This window comes from Micromonospora echinospora (assembly GCF_014203425.1).
Taxonomy (GTDB): domain Bacteria; phylum Actinomycetota; class Actinomycetes; order Mycobacteriales; family Micromonosporaceae; genus Micromonospora; species Micromonospora echinospora_A.
Map to the genome: position 1 here is coordinate 208,267 of NZ_JACHJC010000001.1, position 21,951 is coordinate 230,217.

Genomic DNA, 21,951 nt, shown 5'->3' on the forward strand with positions numbered 1-21,951 from the left:
TGGACCGTCACCGCGCGTACGTCAAGGTGACCTTCGCTACGCAGCGAAACCGGCACCCATGGTCACCAGAGCGGCCAGTCGCCGGTCTGCGCCCACCGCGTCGCGACGATCGCGGCGGCGATGCTCCAGCCACCGGCGGTGACGATCGCGACGCCGGTGGCGATCCCCCGGTCCCCGTGGCGGACCAGCACCGCTGCGGCCACCCAGGCCAGCCCGCCGGCCAGCAGCGTCCACCAGGCGTAACCTGCGACGTTGCGGCCGAGCAGCCCGAACAGCAGCAGCCAGGCGAACGCGACGAGCGCGCCGACCGCGACCCCGGCGCCGGTGACCGGGTACGGCTCGCGGTAGCTGGGCCGGATCGGCGCGTTGGACGGGAAGAGTCCCGAGGGGGTACGCGGCGGAGGCGGGAACGCCCCCGGACCGGCCCTCTCGGATCCGCCGTGCCAGCCGTACGTCACCGCCGCCCCCTTCCCCCGAACCATCCACGTCGACGTCACGCACCGTGACCGGCGGGTGTGACGCGGTCGCGGCGTTCGTCCCTACGGTAGTGGTCTGTCAGGATGACCGGATGCGCTCGCCATCGATCGGACGCCGAACGCGGCAGGCGTACCCGGTCCTGCTGCTCGTCGGGGCGCTCGCGGCAGGGTGCGGCGCCCCGGCCGGGCGGGCCGACAGGTGGCAGGAGCCCAGCCCGGTGGCGACCGCCGCGCAGCCCGCCGACCCGGCTCCGCCGGCCGCCTCCTCGTCCGCCGCGCCGTCGCCGGCCGGCACGGACGTGAAGCGCGTCTTCCCGGTACGGGCCGGCAACGTCGACTACCACCCGACGCACGGCGGCTACCCGGGCACCGACGTGTTCGCCGACTGCGGGGAACCGGTGGTGGCGGTCACCGACGGGGTGGTGCTGGAGGTGAGCCGGGTCGACCGGTTCGACAAGCGCGGGCCGCTGGGCCCGAACAACGGCGGGCTGTCCGTCTCGCTGCTCGGCGACGACGGGGTGCGTTACTACGGCTCGCACCTGAGCGCGATCGCGGCCGGCATCGACCCGGGGGTACGGGTCCGGGCCGGGCAGCAGCTCGGCAAGGTCGGCCGTACCGGCAACGCCAACAATGTCTGTCACCTGCACTTCGGACTCTCCCCGAAGTGCACCGGCGCCGACGACTGGTGGATCCGCCGGGGCGTGGTCTGGCCGGCGCCCTACCTGAACTCGTGGCGCAAGGGCGGCAACCGCTCGCCGGTCGCCGAGGTCACCGCCTGGCAGCGCAAGCACGGCTGCCCGGCGTCGCCCGGCCGGTCCACCCGCAGCGGCTGACCGACTCGCGGTTGCGGGGTCACGCGGCGGACGGCGCGAGCGCGTAGGTTCCAGGACATGAGTGCCCGGGATCCCATCGCCGACCTGCGCCGGATCGCGTTCCTTCTGGAACGGGCGAACGAGGCCACCTACCGGGTCCGGGCGTTCCGGTCGGCGGCCAAGACGCTCGGCGCGCTGTCCGCCGCCGAGGTGGCCGAACGGGCCCGCACCGGCAAGCTGACCGAGCTGTCCGGCGTCGGTGACGTCACCGCCCGCTGCGTGGCCGAGTCGCTGGCCGGCGAGGAGCCGGTCTACCTGCGCCGGCTCCTGGCCACCGAGGGCACCGACCTGGACGAGGCGGCGGCGAAGCTGCGGGACGCGCTGCGCGGCGACTGCCACACCCACTCGGACTGGTCCGACGGCGGCTCACCGATCGAGGAGATGGCGCTGGCGGCGGTCGAGCTGGGCCACGAGTACCTCGTGCTCACCGACCACTCGCCCCGGCTGACTGTGGCCCGGGGCCTGACCGCGGAGCGGCTGCGCAAGCAGCTCGACCACGTCGCCGCCGTGAACGAGGCGCTGCCGAAGGGCTTCCGCATCCTCACCGGCATCGAGGTGGACATCCTCGCCGACGGCTCGCTGGACCAGGACGAGGACCTGCTCGCCCGCCTCGACGTGGTGGTCGGCTCGGTGCACAGCGGGCTGAACGACGACCGCGCGAAGATGACCCGCCGGATGCTGGCGGCGATCGCCAACCCGCACCTGGACATCCTCGGTCACTGCACCGGCCGGATGGTGTCCTCCCGGCCGGCCGGCGTGACCGGGCCCGGTGACCGGGGGCATCGCGCGCGTACCCGCAAGGAGAGCGAGTTCGACGCGGACGCCGTGTTCGCCGCGTGCGCCGAGCACGACGTGGCCGTCGAGATCAACTCCCGGCCGGAACGGCAGGACCCGCCGAAGCGGCTGATCCGGCTCGCGCTGGAGGCCGGGTGCCGGTTCGCCATCGACACCGACGCGCACGCCCCCGGCCAGCTGGACTGGCAGCGCTTCGGCTGCGAGCGCGCCGCGCTGTGCGGGGTGCCGGCGAAGCGGGTGGTGAACACCTGGACGGCCGACCGCCTGGTGAAGTGGACGGCCGGCCGGAGCTGAGGGTCAGCCCTGGGTGGCCGGTTCGGCGGTGCGGGCGGCCGGTGCGACCGCCTCCGGGCGCGGGCGCCGCCGGCCGAACAGGTTCTGCGCGACCGCCACGCCGGCCAGCACCACGAGCGCGCCCACCGGCTGGTGCCAGTTCATCCGCTCGCCGAGCACCACCGCGCCGACGAGCACCGCGAACACCGGGACCAGGTACGTCACGGTGGACGCCGTGCTCGCCCCGGCCAGCCGGATGTTGCGCATGTTGATGACAAAGGCGAGCCCGGTGCCGAGCGCGCCGAGCGCCAGCACGCTCGCGATCACGCGCGGGGAGAGGCCGGCCGGGGACGGCGGCGTCCCGACGAACGGCGCGACCAGCGCGAGCTGCGCGGTCGCCACCAGCAGCTGGGCCGCCGACAGCGACAGCCCGGAGTACGCGCTGCCCGCGACGAACTTCTTCTGGTACGGAATGGCGAGCCCGTAGCAGGCCGCCGCGCCGAAGCACATGAGCTGGCCGACGAAGTGGGCGCCGCCGACGCCCTCCCAGACGCCGAGCACCACGAGCACACCGGCGAAGCCCAGCCCCAGCCCGACCGCCCGCCGCGCGGTCAGCCGCTCGGTGCGGAACACCAGCACCGCCAGCGGCAGCACGATCAGCGGCGTGGTGGCGTTCCAGATGCCGGCGAGCATCGACTCGACCCGCTGCTCGCCGTAGCCGAACAGCGTGAACGGCACCGCGACGCCGAACGCGGCCACCACGAGCATGTGCCCCCAGACCCGGGGGTCGCGGGGCAGCCGGTCGCGCAGCACTGCGAGCACCACGAGCAGGGTGACCGCGCCGGTGGCCACCCGGTAGAGAGTGAGGTGCACGGGGTGCAGCTCGGCCACGCCGACCTTGATGAACAGGAAGCTCGAACCCCAGATGGCGGCAAGCGCGACAAACCCCGGCAGCCAGCTCCGCAGCGGCGCACGGTCAGGAGTGAAATCGACTGTCACCCCTGACACTCTGCCCCAGGGGCACGACGATGTCGTGCGGAATTCGGCTGCGGGGTCACGTAGGGTCCCCTCGTGGGACGAATCGATGACCTCGCCAACCGGTACGTGGCCGAGTGGGCTCCGCTGAGCCCGACCGGGGCCACCTACGTCGGCATCGCCGGCTACGACGACCAGCTCGACGACCTGTCGCCCGACGGCTACGCGGCCCGTGCCGACCTGGCCCGGCGCACGCTCGGCGAACTCGACGTGACCGAGCCGGCGACCGAGGCGGAGCGGACCGCCAAGGAGGCCATGCAGGAGCGCCTCGGCCTGGAGCTGGCCCGGTACGAGGCCGGCGAGACCGGCAGCGAGGTCAACGTCATCGCCAGCGGGCTGCACGAGATCCGGATGGTCTTCGACCTCATGCCGACCGACGGCGAGGAGGCGAAGGCCAACATGGCCGCCCGGCTCAACCGCTTCGCGTCGGCGCTCGACGGCTACAAGCGCACGCTGCGCGAGGCCGCCGCCGCGGGACGGGTCAGCTCGCAGGTGCAGCTCGTCGAGGTCGCCAAGCAGTGCGACGTCTGGGTCGACCCGGAGGGCGACAACTTCTTCCACGGCATGGTCGAGCGGCTCGACGCCGACGGCGCGCTCGGCGCGGAGCTGCGCAAGGGCGCGGCCGCCGCGACCGCCGCCACCGCCGAGTTCGGGCAGTTCCTGCGCACCGAACTGGCGCCGGCCGGGCGGGAGAAGCAGGCCGCCGGGCGGGAGCGCTACGAACTGGCCTCGCAGTACTTCCTCGGCGCGAAGGTCGATCTGGACGAGACGTACGCCTGGGGTTTCGCCGAGCTGGCCCGGCTGGAGGCCGACATGCGGACGGTGTCCGCGCGCATCGCCGGTCCCGGCGCCTCGATCGACGACGCGGTACGCGCGCTCGACGCCGACCCGGCGCGGACGGTACGCGGCAAGGAGGCGTTCCGGGACTGGATGCAGGCGCTCGCCGACCAGGCGGTCAGCGACCTGGACGGCACCCACTTCGACATTCCCGAGCAGGCACGCCGGATCGAGTGCTGCCTCGCGCCGACGAGCGACGGCGCCATCTACTACACCGGCCCGAGCGAGGACTTCTCCCGGCCGGGACGGATGTGGTGGGCGGTGCCGCAGGGCATCACCGACTTCTCCACCTGGCGCGAGGTGACCACCGTCTACCACGAGGGCGTGCCGGGTCACCACCTCCAGGTCGCCCAGACCGCCGTCCGGGCCGACCTGCTCAACCGCTGGCAGCGGCTGCTGTGCTGGGTCTCCGGGCACGGCGAGGGCTGGGCGCTCTACTCCGAGCGGCTGATGGACGAGCTGGGCTACCTCGCCGACCCCGGTGACCGGCTCGGCATGCTCGACGGGCAGGCGCTGCGCGCGGCGCGGGTCGTCGTGGACATCGGCATGCACCTGGAGCTGGAGATCCCGAAGGACAACCCGTTCGGCTTCCACCCGGGCGAGCGGTGGACGCCGGAGCTGGGCTGGGAGTTCATGCGGGCGCACTGCCGGGTGCCGGACGAGAACCTGCGCTTCGAGCTGAACCGCTACCTGGGCTGGCCCGGGCAGGCCCCGTCGTACAAGGTGGGCGAGCGGATCTGGTTGCAGGCCCGGGAGGAGGCGAAGGTGCGCAAGGGCGCCGACTTCGACCTCAAGGAGTTCCACCGCCAGGCGCTCGACCTGGGCTCGCTGGGGCTCGACCCGCTGCGCAAGGCGCTGGCCCGGCTCTGAGCCGGTTTCCGGGTGCCGGCGGTGGCTCCGCCGGCACCCGTCGCGTCAGGCGCCGAGCGTCAGCCGCAGCGTCGGCCGGCCGGTGAGCGTGTTGCTGGTGACGTACGCCAGGTCGATGACCGGGTCGGTGAACGTCACCGGGATGGGCAGCGTGACCGGCAGGCCGTCCGGGAAGGGCAGGTCCGGGGTCAGCGTCAGCTTGATGCCGGCGAGCTTGCCGACGAACCGGGTGCAGTAGAACGCGACGTCGTCGCGGACGGTGAGACGGTCGGTCGCGTACCGCTGGGTGCGGCCGCGCGGGCCGTCGGCGACCAGCAGGAAGTCGTCGGTCACGGCTTCCTTCATGCTGAACTTCAGCACCTTGAGCACGCCCTGCTCGGTCCGCAGGTCGGTGATCCCCTCGAACCGCAGCCCGGTCATGGTCACCTTGGAGCCGGTGAGCTTCGACGGCTGCTGGGCCACCTTCGGCAGGCTCGGGTCGGCGGCGATACGCGGCAGTGGCTTGCCCGGTTCCACCTTTCCGGGCTTCGCCGGTTCCTCCTTGCCCGGCTTGCCCGGCGCCGGGCAGTCGGTCGATCCGGGGCGGGTCGTCGGCTTGCTCGTCGGGGCGGCCGACTCGTCTGCGGTCGGTGTGGGCGAGGGCGTAGCGCTCTTGCCGCTGCCGCCTCGGAACAGGTCGCCGATCCCGTCGAAGAAGTCGGTGATGATGTTCCCCTCCCGCGTCGGGCTCGCGCTCGGCGTCGGGGTGGGCTTCGCCGTGGGTGCGCCGGGCGGCGGCGTGGCGGGCTTCGTCGGGCAGGCGCTCGTGGCGGGCCGGCTCGGGGCGGCCTGCACCGCTCTCGGCTGTACGGCCAGGCCGGCGGCGGCGAGACCGAGCACCACCAGGACGATGCCGAAGGCGCGCGGGTCCGCCGAACGGCCCGCCCACTCCGGCGGGCCGCCGTCGGATCCGGCCGGCTGCCCGTTCACCGACTGCCGAGGGACCGGCCGCTCCCCGCCCGGTCGCTCGGCAGTCGGCTGCTCGACGGCCGGCCGTACGGCGGCCGGCACCTCGACGGTCGGCCGTTCCCCGGCCGGCTGCTCGTCGGCGGGTTCCGTGCCGGCCGGCCGGCGGGTGAGCAACTGGTCGACGCCGACCTGCTCACCGCCGACCGGGCCGTCGCCGTCGGGCTGGCCGGTGTCCCGCGGGTCCACCGTGGTGTCGCGCTCGTCGTCCGCCTCGGTGTCGCGCTCGTCAGCGGCGGGACCGGCCGGACGGGTCGGCACCCAGGCGAAGGCGAGCGCGCTGCCGACGATGCCCAGCAGCAGGCCGAGGAAGAAGCCGCCGAGGTTGAGCCCGATCAGCGAGTAGATGGTCGTGACCGCCGCGACGATCGAGTAGAACAGCCGCTGCGCCGGACTGAGCCAGAGCAGCACGCCGCAGGTCACGAGGATGGCCGGGATCAGCAGCGAGAGCAGGCCGGTGGCGCCGCTGCTGAAGCTCAGGCCGTTGAGGGTCAGCCGGGTGGAGGCGAGCATCTCCACCCCGGCCAGGATGATGAACAGGCCACCCCAGAACGGCCGGCGCCGCTGCCAGCGGCGGAAGGTCCGCCACGTCCGGGCCGCGGTGCCGAGCCGGGCGTGGGACGGTTCGACGGTTGTCACGTACTCCTCCTGGCGGAGCGGGGGCGGGGACGGTGGGGCGGGCCCGCGGTGGTCGACCACCGCGGGCCGTGCTCAGCTCAGAAGCACTCCTTGCCCTTGGCGTCGTCGCCCACGTTGACCTTGAGCCGCAGCCCGACCAGGTTGAACGTCGAGGACGTGGTGTAGCGGGACACCTGCTTCAGGTCGCGGATGGTGACCCGGTCGGAGTTCTGGCCGAACGAGCCCTGCTGGGCCGTCGGGTTCAGGTCGCTGGCGTCACGGCCGATCTTGATGTTGGTGAACGTCGCGTTGCCTTCGAGCGAGTCCATCGCGATCACCAGGTCCTTGGCGCGGGCCGGGTCCTTGCCCTCGCCGGCGTTGATGGTGAGCACCACCGGCAGGCCGGGCAGGTCGGCGCGGACGGACTGGCAGAGGTTGTACAGCTCGGCGCTGCTGATCTCGGCCATCGCGACCGGGCGGGTCGCGCCGGCCTTGCCGTCCTCGCCCTTCTCGCGGACGATGCCGCCGTACTGCTTGAAGCCCTCGCCCTCCAGGCGGTCCGCGCCGATCTTGAAGGTCTGCCCGGACACGGTGATGTCGGAGGCGATGGCGCCGGTCGACATGCCGAACAGGATGGCACCGGCGGCGGCCGTGGTGGGCACGATCATGGCGGCGAACCGCCGCCACCGGGTACCACCCTGGTTGTCGAGCCGATTCTGCACGGGTTCCTCCTCGAGCGAATGTGCGCGGCGGCCGGTTGTCGAACCGGCGGCCCGCGCCGGGCCCCGCCCTCTGTTACCGACGGGTAACGATCGAGCCTGATCGTGCACCCGATGCGGCGCAGCTCACAACCCCCTCGTGTACCCGGTGGTAACACGAGTGGGCTGCGAAGGCGGCTCGCCATCACCAGGCGTCGACCATCCGGAGCAAGGAAAGGCCGCCAAAATGGGCAAAAGCACCGTCATCGAGCACCCGATCAACCCACAGTGATGAAATATCGAGGGATTACAATCGAGTAACAAATGTACAGTGCGTCGAGCGCGATGGCCGTTCGGGGCAGTGTCGTCGGCCGAACATCCGAGCCCGAGACTGACCGGGTCGATCCAGCCGGACCCCCGGATGTCCTAGGGTTTCGGCGTGAATCTCGACGACGTACGGCGCGACTGGACCAAGCTGGGCGCCGAAGATCCGCTGTGGGCCGTCCTCGTCCAGCCGGGTAAGCGCGGCGGACAGTGGGACGTCGAGGAGTTCCTGGCCACCGGCCGCGCCGACGTCGAGGAGACGACCGGATGGCTGAGCCGGCTCGGCCTGCCCACGCGATGGGAACGCGCGCTGGACTTCGGATGCGGGGCCGGTCGGCTGTCGCAGGCGCTCGCGCCGCACGCCGACGAGGTCGTCGCCGTCGACATCGCCCCGTCGATGCTGGAGACCGCCCGGCGCCTGGACCGCAGCGCCGGGAACATCCGCTTCGTCCTCAACGACGCGCCGGATCTGAGCCAGTTCCCCGACGGCCACTTCGACCTGGTCTACAGCGCGCTCGTGTTGCAGCACCTGCCGCGCCCGGCGATCGACAGCTACCTCGCCGAGTTCCTGCGCGTCCTGCGGCCCGGCGGGGTCGCCGTCGTGGGCCTGCCGACCGAGCCGGCTCGTACGGCCAAGGGCGTCATCTGGAAGCTCGCGCCGTTCCGCCTGATCAGCTGGGCGCAGCGCCGGCTGCTCAAGTACCCGGCGCCGATGAAGATGACAGCGGTGCCGGACGCCGACATGGCGCGGCTGGTGGCCGCGAACGGCGGGGAGATCGTCGGGCAGCGGCCCGACCTGCCGTACACCGAGGACTGGGTCTGCACCCGGTACGCGGTGCGGCGCCTCTGACCCACCACCTGCCGCAGACACGAGCAGGCCGGCCGTCCCTGGTGGGTCGGCCGGCCTGCTCGTGTGGTGGTGCGACGGTCGGCGGTCAGGACTCCGCGCGCTCCGCGGCATGGCGTCCGCCGGCCGGCACGGTCGGGTCGTCGACCGGCTCCCCCGACCGCTGCGACGGCACGTCGTCCACCGGTCCGTCGCCGGCGTCCACCGGCGTCGCGTCGGGCCGGCGGCGAGCAGCGCGGACGATGATGAACAGGCCGAGCAGGAGCAGGAGCAGACCCACGAGGCCGAGGACGATCGGCAGCACCGTGGTCAGCAGGTTGATCTGCTGACGCGCATCCTTGGCAGCCTTGGCCTGCTGCTCCTGGGTGTCCTCGGTGAAGACGAGCGTGGCGTCGATGATCTTGATCTTGTCCGCGCCGGTCTCGTCACGCAGGGTCTGGAGCTGCTTCTCCTGCCCCTTGACGATGACGCCGCTGTCCGGCTCCACCCAGAGGGTGCGGGTGTTGGCGTAGAAGCGGCCGGCGGTCACGGTGGGCTGGGCCGATCCGACCAGGTTGCCCGGCACGTCGATCTCGCTGATCTTGATCGGTTCGGCCGTCATCTCGAACTTGTAGACGGTCAGCCCCTGCAGCTTCTCGGTGCCCACGTACTCGGCGGGGTACGCCTTCCGAGCGGTGTTGTCGAAGTACTGGTACGTCTTCTTCTCCGTACCGAACGGGAAGGTGTAGGTGAGCCCCTCGTGCTTGAAGGGCGCGCCGTTGACCGCCTCGGCACAGCAGGCGACCGACTCCGCGGTACGCCGGTCGAGGGCGACCCGGTCCGTACTGACCGTGATCTCCTTGCCGGCTTCGTCGATCACCCGGACACCGACGTTGAAGACCGTCCGGTCGGCGTTGCCGGCGTTGACATCGCCCCGCACAGCGCGGTGGGCGGTGAGGTTGACGCCGCTGCGCTCGGCCAGCGTGCTGAAGTCAAGAACGGTCGCGTTCTTCGCCTCTGAAACCGTTACCGAACTCTGGTCAAGGGGCACCTTGACCAGAGCGGGCGCGACGGCCAGCGGCGTCGCCACGGCCCCGACGATCAGGAACGCGCCTGCCGCCACCAAGATGGCACCCGACGTGGGTCGCATGAAACTCCTCCCCTTGTAAAGACTCGACTAGTCGGCTGACAGTACATGACGAGGCCGATTTCGGATATGGTCCGATGCGACCTCCCGAGACGTACTGACTCCGGGGGTACGCAGCCCACCGGGCTGCGAGATCAAATGGATGTTGAGGGAACTGTGAGCCGACCCGACAGACCGGACTCGAGCAACGGACAGGTTGGCCTGTCCGCACCTAATACTGGCCGTTCGGATGGCTGGCTTCCCGCTTTGGAAGGACTGCGGGCCGTGGCGGTGATCGGCGTGGTCGTCCACCATGTCGCCTTTCTCAGCGGACTGACCAACTCCTTCGCTCGCCTCGCAAGTTTGCTGGCCAGGCTGGATGTGGGGGTGGCGATCTTCTTTGCGCTGTCCGGTTTCCTCCTCTATCGGCCATTCGCAGTCGCTGCCATTAACGGACGATCAGGTCCGTCCGTTCGGCGATACCTCTGGCACCGCGCGCTGCGCATTCTGCCCGGGTACTGGGCAATGGCGATCGTCGCACTGACATGGCTCAACATCGACTACCTGAAGTCCGTCTGGGACTGGGCGATCCCCCTTCTTCTGGTACAGATTTATGAGCCATTGCGACTTCCGGTCGGCATGGAGCAGACCTGGAGCCTGGCTACGGAGGCGACTTTCTACCTTGCGCTGCCGCTGATAGCGGTGCTCGGCCGCCGAATGGGCGGTCGTACCCCGCTCGGGCGAGCCCGGCGCCAACTTGCGCTCGGAGCCGTACTCGTCCTTGCCGGCCTCTTCTGGAATGCGTACGCACACGGTCCCGACGCGCCTCTACCGGGACTCGCGGTGCTCTGGCTGCCCGCCTTTCTCGACTGGTTCGGCATCGGCATCATGCTGGCCGTGCTCGCCTCGTGGCCCGCCGGCACGACCTCGACCCCGCTCCTCACCGGACTGACCGGTGACGGGTCTGGGCGGGGCGACGAGGACCTGTGGTCCGCCACGCCGCGCGGCCTGCGCGTGTTCACCTTCGCCCCGGGAACGTCCTGGCTCATCGCCGGCGCGCTGCTCTGGATCGCGAGCACGCCCATCGCCGGCCCGCGCGGGGTCGAGCCCGCCAAGCCGGTCGAGTCGGTCACCGAGCACGTGCTGTTCCTGCTCGTCGCCTGGTGCCTGATCGCCCCCCTCGTCGGGCCGGGGCCGGGCGGGGTGCCCCGCGCTCTCCTCGGCCACCGGGCGGTCATGTTCCTCGGCCGGATCTCCTACGGCATCTTCCTCTGGCACCTCCTCGCGCTCGAGGCCTGCTTCCGCCTGCTCGGATTCACCCGGATGAACAGCTCGTTCTGGGTGCTCCTCGCGGTCACCCTGGCCCTCACCGTCCCGGTCGCGACGGCCAGCTACTACCTCATCGAACGGCCCGCTCGACGGCTGCGGCGGCTCGGTGGCCGCCGCCGGCCCGTGGCTGTCGAGCCCGATCTCCCGCTCCGGGTCGCGACGCCGGAGCCGGCGCTGCAGGGCGCCGGCCCGGTCGGCCTCGGAAGGGGCCTCGTACCGGCCGCGGACCCGGCGGAAGCGAAGCACGAGAGCGGCGACCGCGACGAGGAGCAGCCCGCTCGGCAGCAGGACCAGTAGCTCCGCCACCCGTTCCGCGCCGACCCGGGGCAGCCACAGACGCTCGGTGCCGTAGACCATGAGACCCAGCGCGGCCGGTACCCAGATCCATGCCGGGCCGGGCGTGCGGCGCCGGTGCAGCGCCACGACCACGGCGGCGCAGCCGAGCCCGAGCGGACCCCCGAGCAGCGCCGGCACCGCCACCGCGAGCAGCGGCGCGGTCGGCATCGACGTCGGCACCACGGGGTACGCGGGTCGATGGCGACGCGCGGGAATCAGCGCCCCGACCATCAGCAGCACCAACAGGCCCCCGGCGACGAACAGGACGATCCTGTAGTGCTCGCCGGGCGTGAAGACGAGCTCGACGCGGGCGGCGGGACCGGCCGGCACGAACCATCCCTGCTTCCAGCCGTCCAGGCGGGCCGCGATCAACTCCTGCCCGTCGAGCGTCGCCCGCCAACCGGAGTTGGCGTTCTCCGGAACCATCAGGTAGCTGCCGCCACCCGCGCCGAGATCGAGCGACCGGCGCTGGTCGTCCCAGTCGACCACTGTCACCGCCCGGCGCGGTGACGCGGCGACGGCAGGACGTTCCGCCGGCTCACCGCTGAGGATCACGCTGTCCACGACGAACCGGTCCGCCGGGGCGGAGACCTCGTTGCCGCCGGCCCGCAGCGTGACCTGGTCCGCGCCCGCCTTCGGGGCGGCCCGGCCGGACGACGTGCCGGGAGGACACGCGCGGTAGCGCATCGGCCGCAGGTCGCGCAGGTCGCGCAGGGTGCCGGTGGCCGTCGTCGGCACCTTCACCCCGTTGACGACGATGGTGGGCCCCGCACCGCACGGGAGCGTCACCTGACGGCCGGGGTCGCGCGGCTGGTTCAGTTCCGGCACGCCCTGCACGTCCACGCCGCTGAGACCGACCGGCAGCGACTGCGGCTCGAACAGCGCCGTCGACCGGCTGACCCTCGGCACCGTCGAGGTCACGGCCACGGTGAGCCCACGGGTACGCAGAGCCGGGAAGCGGGCGACACCGTCCAGGTCGACAGCCACCTCCCGGATGCCGTCGTCACCGGTGATCCGGACCGTCCGGGGCGGCGCCGCGACGAGGCTCTCGGGGAACCGCAGCCGCACCCAGCTCACCTTGCGCACCGTGCCCCAGCGCGTCTTCACAGTGGGTTGCGGATCGCTCGGGTCCGCCCACCACGCCGTGCCGTCGTCCCCGTCCCCCAGCGACCGCGACGAGGCGACCGGGTCGGTGAACCACGAACTCGACGTCGTGAACGTCTCGCCGCCCGTCATCTCGTCGTACGTCGCGAGCGCGGTGGCGGGCGTGGCCCGGGCCAGGCCGGTGAGCTGGGTGGTGATCGCGGCCGGCAGGTCGAAGCGCCGGGGCACCAGCCCGGTCTCCTCGCCCTGCTGGATCAGATCGGGAGCGCACAGGTAGTGGTCACCGGAGACCACGCAGGCGGACCGATCGGTGGCCTTGCGGGCCAGCGCGACGACCTCGGGCGCGACCGCGTCGGCGGGCACCTTCGGCAGTCGTAGGTAACGCTCGGGCTTCACCCCGGCGACACGCAGTTCCCGGATGCCCGCGCGGCGGCCCGGAACGTCGGCGTCCGCGACACTCTCGACGGTCACGCGCAGCCAACTGCTCCGGCCGGCGGGCAGCGGCAGCCGCGTCGTCGACCGGCTCGCGTCGGTCACCGGGTGCACCTGGGAACCGCCCTCGGTGCTGACCCGCACGGAGGTGACCGGCGCGCCGATCACCTCGTCGCCCACCACCTGCAACTCCACCGAGCCGGCTTCGATCTCCTCGGCGAACCGGAGCTCGACCCACTGGCCCACCGGTTTGCGCGCGCCGTCGGACAGCCATGAGGTGCCCGGGTCGCCGTCCACTGCGGCGAAGGGCGTGGCCGACGGGTCGCGCAGCCCGGCCGGGCCGGTGACGTCCGCCGCGCTGGAGGACGCCCGGACGTCGGCCACCCCGGCGTACGCCGACGAGGTGATCGACGACCGCCACGCCGGGTCGAGGATGTCGTGTTCCAGGCGCTCCAACTGGGTCGGGTCCTGCTCGGTCAGGGTCCGCGAGGTGTTGCCCCGGACGAGACCGAAATCGACCTCCCGGTCCCGGAGGCTGTCGGCGAGCACCGTGCCCCCGTCACTGACCAGCGGGGGATCGCCGTCGAGGATCACCGGCCGGTTGCCCAGCACCCCGGCGTCGCTGAGGTCCAGCAACGTCTCCGGCGCGCCGACCAGGTTGAGTGGCAGGGCGGCGTCGGTCAGCGTGGCCCGGGGCGTCGGCCGGTCCACCTCGTAGATCTCCACCGCCGGGTACGGCTCGTGCAGTCCGTAGTCCCACGCCCCGGCCAGGTCGGGCTTCACCCCGACGGCCGGACCGAACGCGGCGACCCGGAACAGGCCCGGAGCGCTGTCCAGCGTGCGGTGCACGAGGACCGGCCGGGCGATGCCGCCGACCGGCTGGCGGAGATCGTTGCGGACGAGCAGGTACCGCACGCCGAGCCGGCTGAGCACGTCGGCCAGGCCGGGCGAGGCGGTGCCCGAGGCGAGCCGCTCGTCGATCGCGGAGAGCAACCGGGAGTTGCCCGCGGATCCGCCCGGCACCAGCGCCCGCACCGCCCACGGCGAGTCCAGCAGGGGCTGCACCGGCTCGTCCAGCGGACGTCCCCAGTTGTACTCGGCGAAGTTGGAGCCGGGGACCAGCAGGGTCGTGCCCGTGCCGGCGTGCCGGTCGAGCCACCCGGTCGCCTGCCGCCAGTGCTCGGGCAGCGCGTGGAAGCCGCCGCCCGGCGCGAGTCCCGCCATCCCCGCGCCGCTGGTCACCGCCACGAGGGCGGCGGCGGTCGCGCCCAGCGCCACCCGCCGGGGCGCCATGTTCGTGGGCCGCGTGAAGCGGCGGATGAGGGCGATCCGGCCGACGGTGTCCAGCATGTGCGCGGCGGCCAGCGCCAGCGGCAGGCGGAGCACGACGTCGAACTTGTGCAGGTTGCGGAGGGCGGCGAGCGGACCGTCGAGGACCTCACGCACCGGCGACGCGAACGCGGCGCCCCCGGTCGACAGGTTTCCCGCGGTCAGCGCCAGCAGGCCGACCAGGGAGCCGACGAGCAGGAACCGCCGTTCCGGCAGGTCCCGGCGGGCCAGCCCGGCCAGGCCGACGCAGGCGATCAAGCCGGTGAGCACGACCATCCACGGCGTCGTCACCAGCGCCCATCCCGAGCGCCACCACGGCACGCCGTCGACGGCCAGGTAACCCACCCAGTGGGTGCTGCCGCGTACCGCCGACGGGAGCGACGTCACGCTGGTGGTGACCGCCGCGCTCTCGGTGTACGGGAGGAACGGGAAACCGTAGCGTTGCAGCAGCAGCAGCGGCACCAGCCACCAGAAGGTGGCCGCGACCATCGCCGCCGTCCACCAGGCCAGCAGGCGGATCCGCCGCCGGCCGGCCGCACGGGTCACCACGTAGAGGAACGCCGGCAGCACGGCGCACGCGACCGCGGCGCCGTTCGCGCCGCCCATGCAGACCACCGCGAGCCCACTGAGCGCCGCGGCCCGCCGCAACGAGCCGCCGGCGGCCCCCTTGACCAGGGGCAGCAGGACCCACGGGGCGACGCAGTACGGCAGCAGTTCCAGCGAGACCGTGCCGACCAGGGACAGTGCCCGGGGGGAGAGCGCGAAGATCGCGCCGGCCACCAGACGCGATCCCGGACCACCCAGGTCGAGGGCGCGAGCCAGCCGCACCACGCCGGTGAGCGCGACGCAGAGCAGCGTCGCCATCCAGAGCCGCTGCACCAGCCAGGCCGGCAGGCCCACCGCCTCACCGAGCAGGAAGAACGGGCCCATCGGGAAGAAGTAGCCGACCGCCTGGTTCTGGAGCGTGCCGAACTGCCAGTCCCCGGTCCACAGGTGGGCCGCGCGGGCGAGGAAGCCGCCCGGGTCCAGGGCCATGTCCAGCTTCGTCTCGGGCACGATGAGCCCGGGCTCCTGGGTGACGCAGAGACCGATCAGCGCGAGACAGACCAGCAGCTCGCGCAGGCGCCACACCGCCAGGGACACCGTGGCGCTCGGAATTCCGGGGGTACGGCGAGCGGTCGACCAGGCGGTCAGCACTGCCGTACCGGAACGCCGGTGAGCAGTTCGTCCGCTCCGGCGTTCCGCTCGTTGATGTCGTCGGCTCCGGCCCCCGCTCGGAGCAGCGCCTGCCGGACCGCGGCCGGCTCGGCGGCCGGCACCACAATCAGCAGATCCGGTCCGTCGATCGCGACGTGCCGGGTGCGCGGCAGAAGCGGCGCCACCCGCGCCAGGAGGCTCTCCGGCTGGTCGGTCCGGACCACCACCGACGTGTTACCGGCGGCCCAGGGCACCGGGCGCGGCGTCAGCAGATCCCCGAGGACCGCACGCACCCGCCGGCCGGTGTCGGTCCAGCGGAACGAGCCGCTCCACCGCCGGCACTCCGCGGCCGTCCGGTCCCGCTCGCCGGGCGTCGCCAGACAGTCCAGCGCGCGGTCGAGGCCGGCGGCCAGGTTCTGTGCCGGATCCTCGCCCTCGTCGACCAGCCATCCGGTGCGGCCCGGCCGGACCGCGTCGCGCAGCCCGTCCACGTCGAAGGCGACAGTGGGCAGCCCGGCGGCGGCCGCCTCCACCACCACGAGACCCCAGCCCTCACCCCACGAGGCGGAGACGTGCAGCCAGGCCGCGGCCAGCAGCGCGTCCCGCTCGGCGGCGGGCAGGTGCCCGTGGACGGTGACCATGTCGTTCAGTCCACGCTCGTCGACCAGCCGGCGGACGCTCTCCACGTCCGGCCCACCACCGACGATGTCCAGACGCAGGTCGGGCCGTTCCGCCCGGAGCCGGGCCACGGCGTCGATCACCAGGTCCACCCGCTTGTGCCGGGTCACCCGGCCTACGCAGACGACACGTGGCCGGTCGGCACGGGCCACGTCCGCGACGGCCGGCGGGGACGCGTCCGCGCCGTTGGGCACCACCACCACCGGGCCGGTCCAGCGCAGCCGCTCCCGGATCGCCACGGCCGTCGAGGGGGAGACCGCGAGCGTCACCGCCCGGCGGTAGACCCGCCGCGCGACCGGTCCCTCCAGCCACGCGCCGAAGCGACCGACGACCGGGCCGAAGTACAGCCGGAACTGCCGGTCGTGCACGTGGTGGATCACGCAGATCACCGGCACTGCTGCCGGCAGGACCGCGGGACTGAAGAACGGGATGCCGTTCTGGCAGTCCACCACCGCGTCGAACTGCCGGCGGTGGCGCGCCAGCCAGCCCAGCACCCGGGGGTAGATGGTCCACCGGCCGCCGACCCGGACGATCCGGATGCCCTCGCGGACCTCGTCACCGGGCTGCCCCTTCGGGCGCGCGGTGACGAAGGTGACCTCCGCGCCGGCGGTCACCAGATCGCGGGCGACCTGCCAGGCGTACACCTCGGCGCCCCCGGCATCGGGATGCCAGGGGTCCTTCCAGTTGAGCACCACGACCCGGCGGCCCACCACCGTGGCGTCGGTGGTGGGTGCCGCGTCGGTGGAGGGTGTTCCGACACTCACGGCCGCATTCCAACGGCGGCCGTGCCGCCGGTGACGTCCGGCGTGACCGGAAGGGTGACGAGCGGCATCACCGGGGTGACGTCGGCACTGCGGAGCCGCCAGTTGATCTTCGCGACGTCCACGAAGCTCTGCCAGCCGTGCCGGACCGGTGAGAAACGCGAGCCGGGCACGTCCACCCAGCTGACCGGAATCTCCACCAGGCGGGCACCGGCCCGCTCGGCGCGGCCCAGCACCTCGACGTCGAACGCGAACCCACCGCACCGCAGCGGCGCGAAGACCCGTCGGGCGACGTCGTTGCGGAAGAACTTGAACCCGCACTGCGTCTCGCTGACGCCCCGCACCACCTGCCGGACGGCGCCTCGGAACGCCACCGCGCCCCAGCGTCGCAGCACGCTGTGCCGCTCCTCGACGACCGACTCGGGGTGGGCCCGCGACCCGACCACCGCGTCCGCGCCGTCGTACAGGAGCTGAAGCACCTGGGCGAGGGCGGCCGGCGCGGTGGCCAGGTCGGCGTCACAGAACCCGACGTAACGGGCGTCGCTGGCAAGCACACCCCGACGCACCGCGAAACCCTTGCCCGGCTCGCCGCACCACAGCAGGCGGACCGGAACCGGGCCGGGCGGCGCGTTCACCACCACGGCACTGGTCCCGTCGTCGCTGGCGTTGTCCACCACGGTGACCCGGCAGGGCACATCGAGTTCGGCCAACGCAGCCCGGAGCAGGACCAGTGTGTCGGGCAGCCGGAGTGCCTCGTTGTACGCGGGCACCACGACGTCGAGTACGACCAGATCTGACGAGACGTCAGGAGGGGGGACCTCCATGCCGCACCGTCAGCGCTCGCCGTACACGATGATGGGCTGCTCCACGCTCGCTGGCTTGCTGTTGCTGCTGCCGAGGGTGGACGCCCCGATAGAGACGGCCAGAATTCCCAGCACGGCACCCACCGCCGCGGCGACTACCGCGGTCAGGAGGGGATTGAAGGATGCCTTCATCGATGATCCCTTCGGAGAAAGGTACCGAAGAGTAACATGCGTCACTGGCGCTTGACCCGGTGCGAAAGGGCGATCACCAGGGTGGCCCCCAGTACCGAATACCCCATCAGGGGAATTATGCCGATGCGGCTGGACGAGCCGGAGAAATCGGAATCCGGCAGACGCAACAGCGTCAATGCCCCGTCCCGCCGGACCAGCTCGGCGCTCACGAAACGGCCCTCCACCTGCGCGGCGTCCGGCTGGTCCGTCTGCACGAGCACATACCGCACCCCGAGCCCGCGCAGGGCCGGGCCCGGATCGCCCGGCACCGCCAACGCCGCCGCCACCCGGTCCGCCTCCCGGCTCTCCCCACGGATCCGCTCCCGGCCGACCAGCACGTCCTGGTCCCCGACGACCGGCCGCCGGAACGCCCGCGAGGCCGGATCGAGCACGGGCACGTTCCCCGCCCACCGATAGGCCCGGAACGACGACCAGGGCAGCGACACCAGGCTGCCCCCGGCCGGATCCCGGTTCACCTCGGCGCGCACCGCCGACCACTCCGCGGGGTACCGCACCGTGTCGAGCTGACCACCGAGCCCCCACGCCAGACCGGGCATGAGCAGCACCGGCGCGACCACCAGCAGCGGGGCCAGCGCCCGGGCCCCGGCCGTCATGAGCGACTCCACAAGCATCCCGAGCCCCACCGCCTGCACCAGCGCCAGCGGGGCGAGCAGCCGGGTGCCGTCCCGGACCGCGCCGGCCAGCGGAACGTGCTCGACCAGCGCGACCATCCACTGCGCGCCCAGCGACCACGCCGGCGCCACGGCGACCACGGTGCCCAGGACCGCGCCCGCGAGCAGACCCCACCATGCCGCCGACGGCCAGCGACGACGGGTCAGCACGTACCCCCACAGCGCCGCGCCGGCCAGCGCCAGCGCGAGCAGGGCGACCGCCCACTGGTCCCGGCCGACCGGCACGGCGTGCCGGCTCCAGACGCCGCCGAGAGTGGCGACGCTGCCGAGCACGCCGAGCGGCGTGTCCGCGCGAACCGCGAAGGCGGCAACCCCCCGCTCGTCGAGGTCGACAGCGCCCCCACGGCTCACCAGCGCGAGCCACCACGGCGCGGTCAGGCCGGCCAACGTGGCCGCCCCCGCCACCAGCGCGCGCCACCGGCGCGCCAGAGCCAACGCCGGGGCACAGGCGGACACCGCCGCCAGCACCATCGCCGGGCCGCCCAGCACCACCGCGAGCCCTCCGGCCACTGCGGCACGCCGTCCCGGACCGGTGCCCTCGGGCGGCGGCCGGAGCACCCCCAGCACCCAGGCGAACGCCCACGGCAATGCCGCGTACCCCGCCAGCACCGCCCACTGCCCGAGGTGCAGCCGCCCGTACACCCAGGGGTTCCAGACGTACGCGAGCCCGGCGGCGACCCTCGCCAGCGGGTGACCGACGGGCGCCAGCCGCGCGGCGCCCACCGCGGCCAGGGCGAGACAGCCGGCCAGGAGCGCCTTCTGGGCCACGTCGGCGGGGACGATCTGCGACAGCCCGACCGCGAGCAGCTCGCTGGGCACCGCACGCGGCAGCTCGGAGCCGCTGCCCCAGACCACCGCGCCGAACGGCGGATCCGGCACGAACACCAGGTCGTACCGGAGGACGAAGCCACGGCGCAGCACCGGGCCGAGGATCGCGACGACCACGCCGACACCGAGCGCCGTCTCCGGCCACCAGCGGCGAAGCGCGGCGGCGGCCCACGACAGCGCCGAACCGAACCTCGGTGACGCTCGACGCACACGGACCCCCATGAACCTGGACGGAAGCAGGCCCGACGTCGCACCCGGGGCTCCGGACAGCACTCTAGGCACAGGGGAAGTGCGGACGGTAGCTTGCCTCACGACGTCGACGAACGAGTCGCGACGACGACACGAGGTCCGGGCGAACGTTCCCACAGGCGACACCGACATGAGGCGCGATGACAGAGACCACGGCGGGGCCCGGCGCGAGCCGCATGGGGACAGCCGGCGCGGCCGTCGCGGGCGCCGCGATGGTGGCGAACGGGCTCGCCTACCTGCTGCCCATGCTCGGCGCCCGCTACCTGCCGGTCGAAGAGCTGAGCGTCCTGGCCACGACGCTGGCCCTCGTCGCGATCGCCGGCGTCGCCGGCGTGGGACTGCAGATGGCGGTCGCTGTGCACCGGGCGCGCCACCCCGGCGCGCCGACGCACCGGGTCAGCCTCGTCACCACGGCGGTCGCCGGTGGCGCCGTCGTCGTGGCCGCGCCGCTGGTGATGACCGCCCTGCGGCTGTCGTCGACGGTCGTGGCGCTGGTCGCCGGCACCACTGTGGCGGTCGTCCTGGCCGCCCGATGGCTCGGCGAGCTGCAGGGTGAGCAGCGCTTCGTCCGCCTCGCCTGGGCGATGGGGATGGTGGCGCTCGGGCGGTACGGCGGCATGATCGTCGCGCTGGTCCTCGGCGCCGACGTCGTGGTCACCCTGCTCGCCGGCATGCTGACCGCCTGGCTGGTGCTGCCCGTGCTGGCCTGGATCGCCCGGCCCGACCGGCCCGCCGGGGACGACGCCGTCGCCACCATGCGGATCCGGCAGGTGGCAAGCGCCGGCACCGCCGCGCTGGCGATGCTCGCGGTGTCGTACGCCGACCTGATCTTCGCCCGCCAACTGCTCTCGCCCGCCGACTCCGGGGCGTACGCGGTCGGAACCGTGCTCACCAAGGGCGCGCTCTGGGCGCCCCAGGTGATCGTGGTGCTGGCGCTGCCCCGGCTCGCCGTGGGCGACAACCGGGTCCGTACCGTCGTGCTCGCCATCGTCGCCGCCTGCGGCGTCGTGCTCGTCGCCGCCTCGGCCCTGGCCGGCGGGTTCGCGTTCCGGCTGGTGGGCGGCGAGGACTACACGTCCCTGGGGAGGTACGCCCCGTTCTTCGCCGCGACCGGCGCGCTCTACGCGCTGATCTTCGCGGCCGTCAACGCGAAGATCGCGGCGGGCTCCCGCTGGCCCTCCGCGCCGCTCTGGGTCGCCGCGGCCGTCCTGGCCGTGCTGACCACTACCGTCGCGCCACGGACGTTCCAGGGCATCATGTGGTGCGCGCTCGCCACCGCCGCGGGAACCGCGCTGGTGATGGTGTTCAGGCCTCCGCGAGCCAGTCGCCCAGCAACTGGTGATCGATCGAGTCCACCCGGCCCAGCGACCGCCCTGCCGCGACCCGCGCCCGCAGCTCCGCCCGGCTGAACCAACGCGCCTCCAGCAGCTCCACCCCGTCGACCCGGACCTCCTCGGACACGGCGACGGCCCGGAAACCCGCCATCAGCCCGGCGGGAAACGGCCACGCCTGCGACCCCTGGTAGACCACGTCGGTGACGGTGACGCCCGCCTCCTCGGCCAACTCCCGCCGGACCGCGTCCTCCAGGCTCTCGCCGACCTCGACGAAGCCGGCCAGCGTCGACCAGGCCCCCTCGGCCGCGCCCGCGTGCCGGGCCAGCAGGCAGCGCCCAGCCCGGCCGGGCGCCTCGACCAGCACGATCACGGCCGGCTCGATCCGGGGGAACCACAGCCGCCCGCACTCACCGCCGCCGCAGGTCCGCAGGTGCCCGCCGCCGCCGGCCACGGCCCGGGCGCCGCACGCGCCGCAGTACCGCTGCTGCCGGTGCCAGAGCAGCAACCCCCGGGCGTACGCCTGCACCGCCGCACCGGCCGGGTCGAGCCGGCCCACGAGCGTCCGGACATCGACAGCCCGCGTCGCGGCGGCCAACTCGACTGCGGCCCGCTCGCCGAGCGCGGAGAGGTCGGCCGCGAACACCGCGACGTCGCCGTCGACCCCCAGGAAGACGGTCTCCTCGGCGGCCGACCGGACGCGGGAAGCGTGGTCGCCGGTGAGCCGGACCGGACCGGCCGCGTCGACCAGGCAGCGGTCCCGCCACAGCGGCAGCACCACGCTCACCGGATCGGCCAGCCGCCCGGCCAGCCACTCCGCGTCACCGCGCAGCGCCGCCGCCCGGTCGAGCCATCCACCGCCGTACGCCAGCACCCGCTCACCGTGCCACGATCCA

Annotated in this window: 16 protein-coding genes and 1 pseudogene; 6 read left to right on the forward strand and 11 right to left on the reverse strand. The window is 73.1% G+C overall.

Features of this window, described 5'->3' with window-relative positions; translation table 11 throughout:
• Positions 1–62: 62 nt before the first annotated feature.
• Positions 63–458, reverse strand: coding sequence for a hypothetical protein (locus FHU28_RS01010; protein WP_184679955.1), 396 nt, complete (start codon positions 456–458; stop codon positions 63–65).
• 110 nt (positions 459–568) lie between these two features.
• Between FHU28_RS01010 and FHU28_RS01015 the strand changes: the two genes are divergently transcribed.
• Together FHU28_RS01015 and FHU28_RS01020 are read left to right on the forward strand one after the other, a co-directional pair.
• Complete coding sequence (locus FHU28_RS01015; protein WP_184679956.1) at positions 569–1,309, forward strand: M23 family metallopeptidase; 741 nt, start codon at positions 569–571, stop codon at positions 1,307–1,309.
• A 57-nt stretch (positions 1,310–1,366) separates the two neighbouring features.
• The gene (locus tag FHU28_RS01020; RefSeq protein ID WP_184679957.1) at positions 1,367–2,437 is read left to right on the forward strand and encodes a PHP domain-containing protein; all 1,071 of its coding nucleotides are present in this window, start codon (positions 1,367–1,369) and stop codon (positions 2,435–2,437) included.
• 3 nt (positions 2,438–2,440) lie between these two features.
• Here FHU28_RS01020 and FHU28_RS01025 read toward each other — a convergent pair whose 3' ends face one another.
• A complete protein-coding gene (locus FHU28_RS01025; protein WP_184679958.1) occupies positions 2,441–3,415 on the reverse strand; it encodes a DMT family transporter in 975 nt (324 codons plus the stop codon).
• A gap of 72 nt (positions 3,416–3,487) precedes the next feature.
• Here FHU28_RS01025 and FHU28_RS01030 point away from each other — a divergent pair, with 72 nt between their 5' ends.
• Complete coding sequence (locus FHU28_RS01030) at positions 3,488–5,158, forward strand: DUF885 domain-containing protein (RefSeq protein WP_184679959.1); 1,671 nt, start codon at positions 3,488–3,490, stop codon at positions 5,156–5,158.
• Between the two features lie 45 nt (positions 5,159–5,203).
• On the opposite strand, the gene FHU28_RS01035 is transcribed toward FHU28_RS01030, so the two are convergent.
• Positions 5,204–6,802, reverse strand: coding sequence for a DUF6114 domain-containing protein (locus FHU28_RS01035; protein WP_184679960.1), 1,599 nt, complete (start codon positions 6,800–6,802; stop codon positions 5,204–5,206).
• A 77-nt stretch (positions 6,803–6,879) separates the two neighbouring features.
• On the reverse strand, positions 6,880–7,503 hold the full coding sequence (locus FHU28_RS01040; RefSeq protein WP_184679961.1) for a DUF6230 family protein: 624 nt from the start codon (positions 7,501–7,503) through the stop codon (positions 6,880–6,882).
• A 415-nt stretch (positions 7,504–7,918) separates the two neighbouring features.
• On the opposite strand from FHU28_RS01040, the gene FHU28_RS01045 reads away from it, so the two are divergent.
• Complete coding sequence (locus FHU28_RS01045; protein WP_184679962.1) at positions 7,919–8,653, forward strand: class I SAM-dependent methyltransferase; 735 nt, start codon at positions 7,919–7,921, stop codon at positions 8,651–8,653.
• Between the two features lie 85 nt (positions 8,654–8,738).
• Here FHU28_RS01045 and pgfA read toward each other — a convergent pair whose 3' ends face one another.
• A complete protein-coding gene (gene pgfA, locus FHU28_RS01050; RefSeq protein ID WP_184679964.1) occupies positions 8,739–9,779 on the reverse strand; it encodes a cell envelope lipid trafficking protein PgfA in 1,041 nt (346 codons plus the stop codon).
• A 135-nt stretch (positions 9,780–9,914) separates the two neighbouring features.
• Here pgfA and FHU28_RS33200 point away from each other — a divergent pair, with 135 nt between their 5' ends.
• The gene (locus FHU28_RS33200; RefSeq protein WP_376700855.1) at positions 9,915–11,381 is read left to right on the forward strand and encodes an acyltransferase family protein; all 1,467 of its coding nucleotides are present in this window, start codon (positions 9,915–9,917) and stop codon (positions 11,379–11,381) included.
• A gap of 879 nt (positions 11,382–12,260) precedes the next feature.
• Here the strand turns inward: FHU28_RS33200 and FHU28_RS33315 are convergent.
• The 5 genes and pseudogenes from FHU28_RS33315 to FHU28_RS01075 form a co-directional block, all read right to left on the reverse strand.
• A pseudogene (locus FHU28_RS33315) lies at positions 12,261–15,482 on the reverse strand (alpha-(1->3)-arabinofuranosyltransferase domain-containing protein); the annotation flags it as partial.
• Complete coding sequence (locus tag FHU28_RS01060; protein ID WP_221453081.1) at positions 15,476–16,924, reverse strand: glycosyltransferase family 4 protein; 1,449 nt, start codon at positions 16,922–16,924, stop codon at positions 15,476–15,478. The pseudogene FHU28_RS33315 and the gene FHU28_RS01060, both read right to left, overlap by 7 nt.
• Complete coding sequence (locus FHU28_RS01065) at positions 16,921–17,745, reverse strand: glycosyltransferase (protein ID WP_184679966.1); 825 nt, start codon at positions 17,743–17,745, stop codon at positions 16,921–16,923. Before FHU28_RS01065 ends, FHU28_RS01060 begins: the two co-directional genes overlap by 4 nt.
• 9 nt (positions 17,746–17,754) lie before the next feature.
• Positions 17,755–17,916 carry a hypothetical protein gene (locus FHU28_RS01070; RefSeq protein WP_184679967.1) on the reverse strand — a complete coding sequence of 54 codons (162 nt, stop codon included), beginning with the start codon at positions 17,914–17,916 and terminating at the stop codon, positions 17,755–17,757.
• Between the two features lie 41 nt (positions 17,917–17,957).
• Positions 17,958–19,685: an MmpA family trehalose lipid delivery protein gene (locus FHU28_RS01075; protein WP_184679968.1), complete on the reverse strand. Its 1,728-nt coding sequence runs from the start codon at positions 19,683–19,685 to the stop codon at positions 17,958–17,960.
• A gap of 179 nt (positions 19,686–19,864) precedes the next feature.
• Here FHU28_RS01075 and FHU28_RS01080 point away from each other — a divergent pair, with 179 nt between their 5' ends.
• Complete coding sequence (locus FHU28_RS01080) at positions 19,865–21,133, forward strand: MATE family efflux transporter (protein WP_184679969.1); 1,269 nt, start codon at positions 19,865–19,867, stop codon at positions 21,131–21,133.
• Here FHU28_RS01080 and nudC read toward each other — a convergent pair.
• Complete coding sequence (gene nudC / locus FHU28_RS01085; protein ID WP_184679970.1) at positions 21,030–21,929, reverse strand: NAD(+) diphosphatase; 900 nt, start codon at positions 21,927–21,929, stop codon at positions 21,030–21,032. The two genes, FHU28_RS01080 and nudC, sit on opposite strands and share 104 nt — an antisense overlap.
• Between the last annotated feature and the right edge of the window lie 22 nt (positions 21,930–21,951).

Excerpts from the sequence above, each read along its gene's own strand:
- FHU28_RS01065 (WP_184679966.1), bottom strand. The coding sequence starts at position 17,745 with ATGGAGGTCCCCCCTCCTGACGTCTCGTCAGATCTGGTCGTACTCGAC.
- FHU28_RS33200 (WP_376700855.1), top strand. The coding sequence starts at position 9,915 with ATGGATGTTGAGGGAACTGTGAGCCGACCCGACAGACCGGACTCGAGC.
- FHU28_RS01020 (WP_184679957.1), top strand. The coding sequence starts at position 1,367 with ATGAGTGCCCGGGATCCCATCGCCGACCTGCGCCGGATCGCGTTCCTT.
- FHU28_RS01015 (WP_184679956.1), top strand. The coding sequence starts at position 569 with ATGCGCTCGCCATCGATCGGACGCCGAACGCGGCAGGCGTACCCGGTC.
- pgfA (WP_184679964.1), bottom strand. The coding sequence starts at position 9,779 with ATGCGACCCACGTCGGGTGCCATCTTGGTGGCGGCAGGCGCGTTCCTG.
- FHU28_RS01070 (WP_184679967.1), bottom strand. The coding sequence starts at position 17,916 with ATGAAGGCATCCTTCAATCCCCTCCTGACCGCGGTAGTCGCCGCGGCG.
- FHU28_RS01080 (WP_184679969.1), top strand. The coding sequence starts at position 19,865 with ATGACAGAGACCACGGCGGGGCCCGGCGCGAGCCGCATGGGGACAGCC.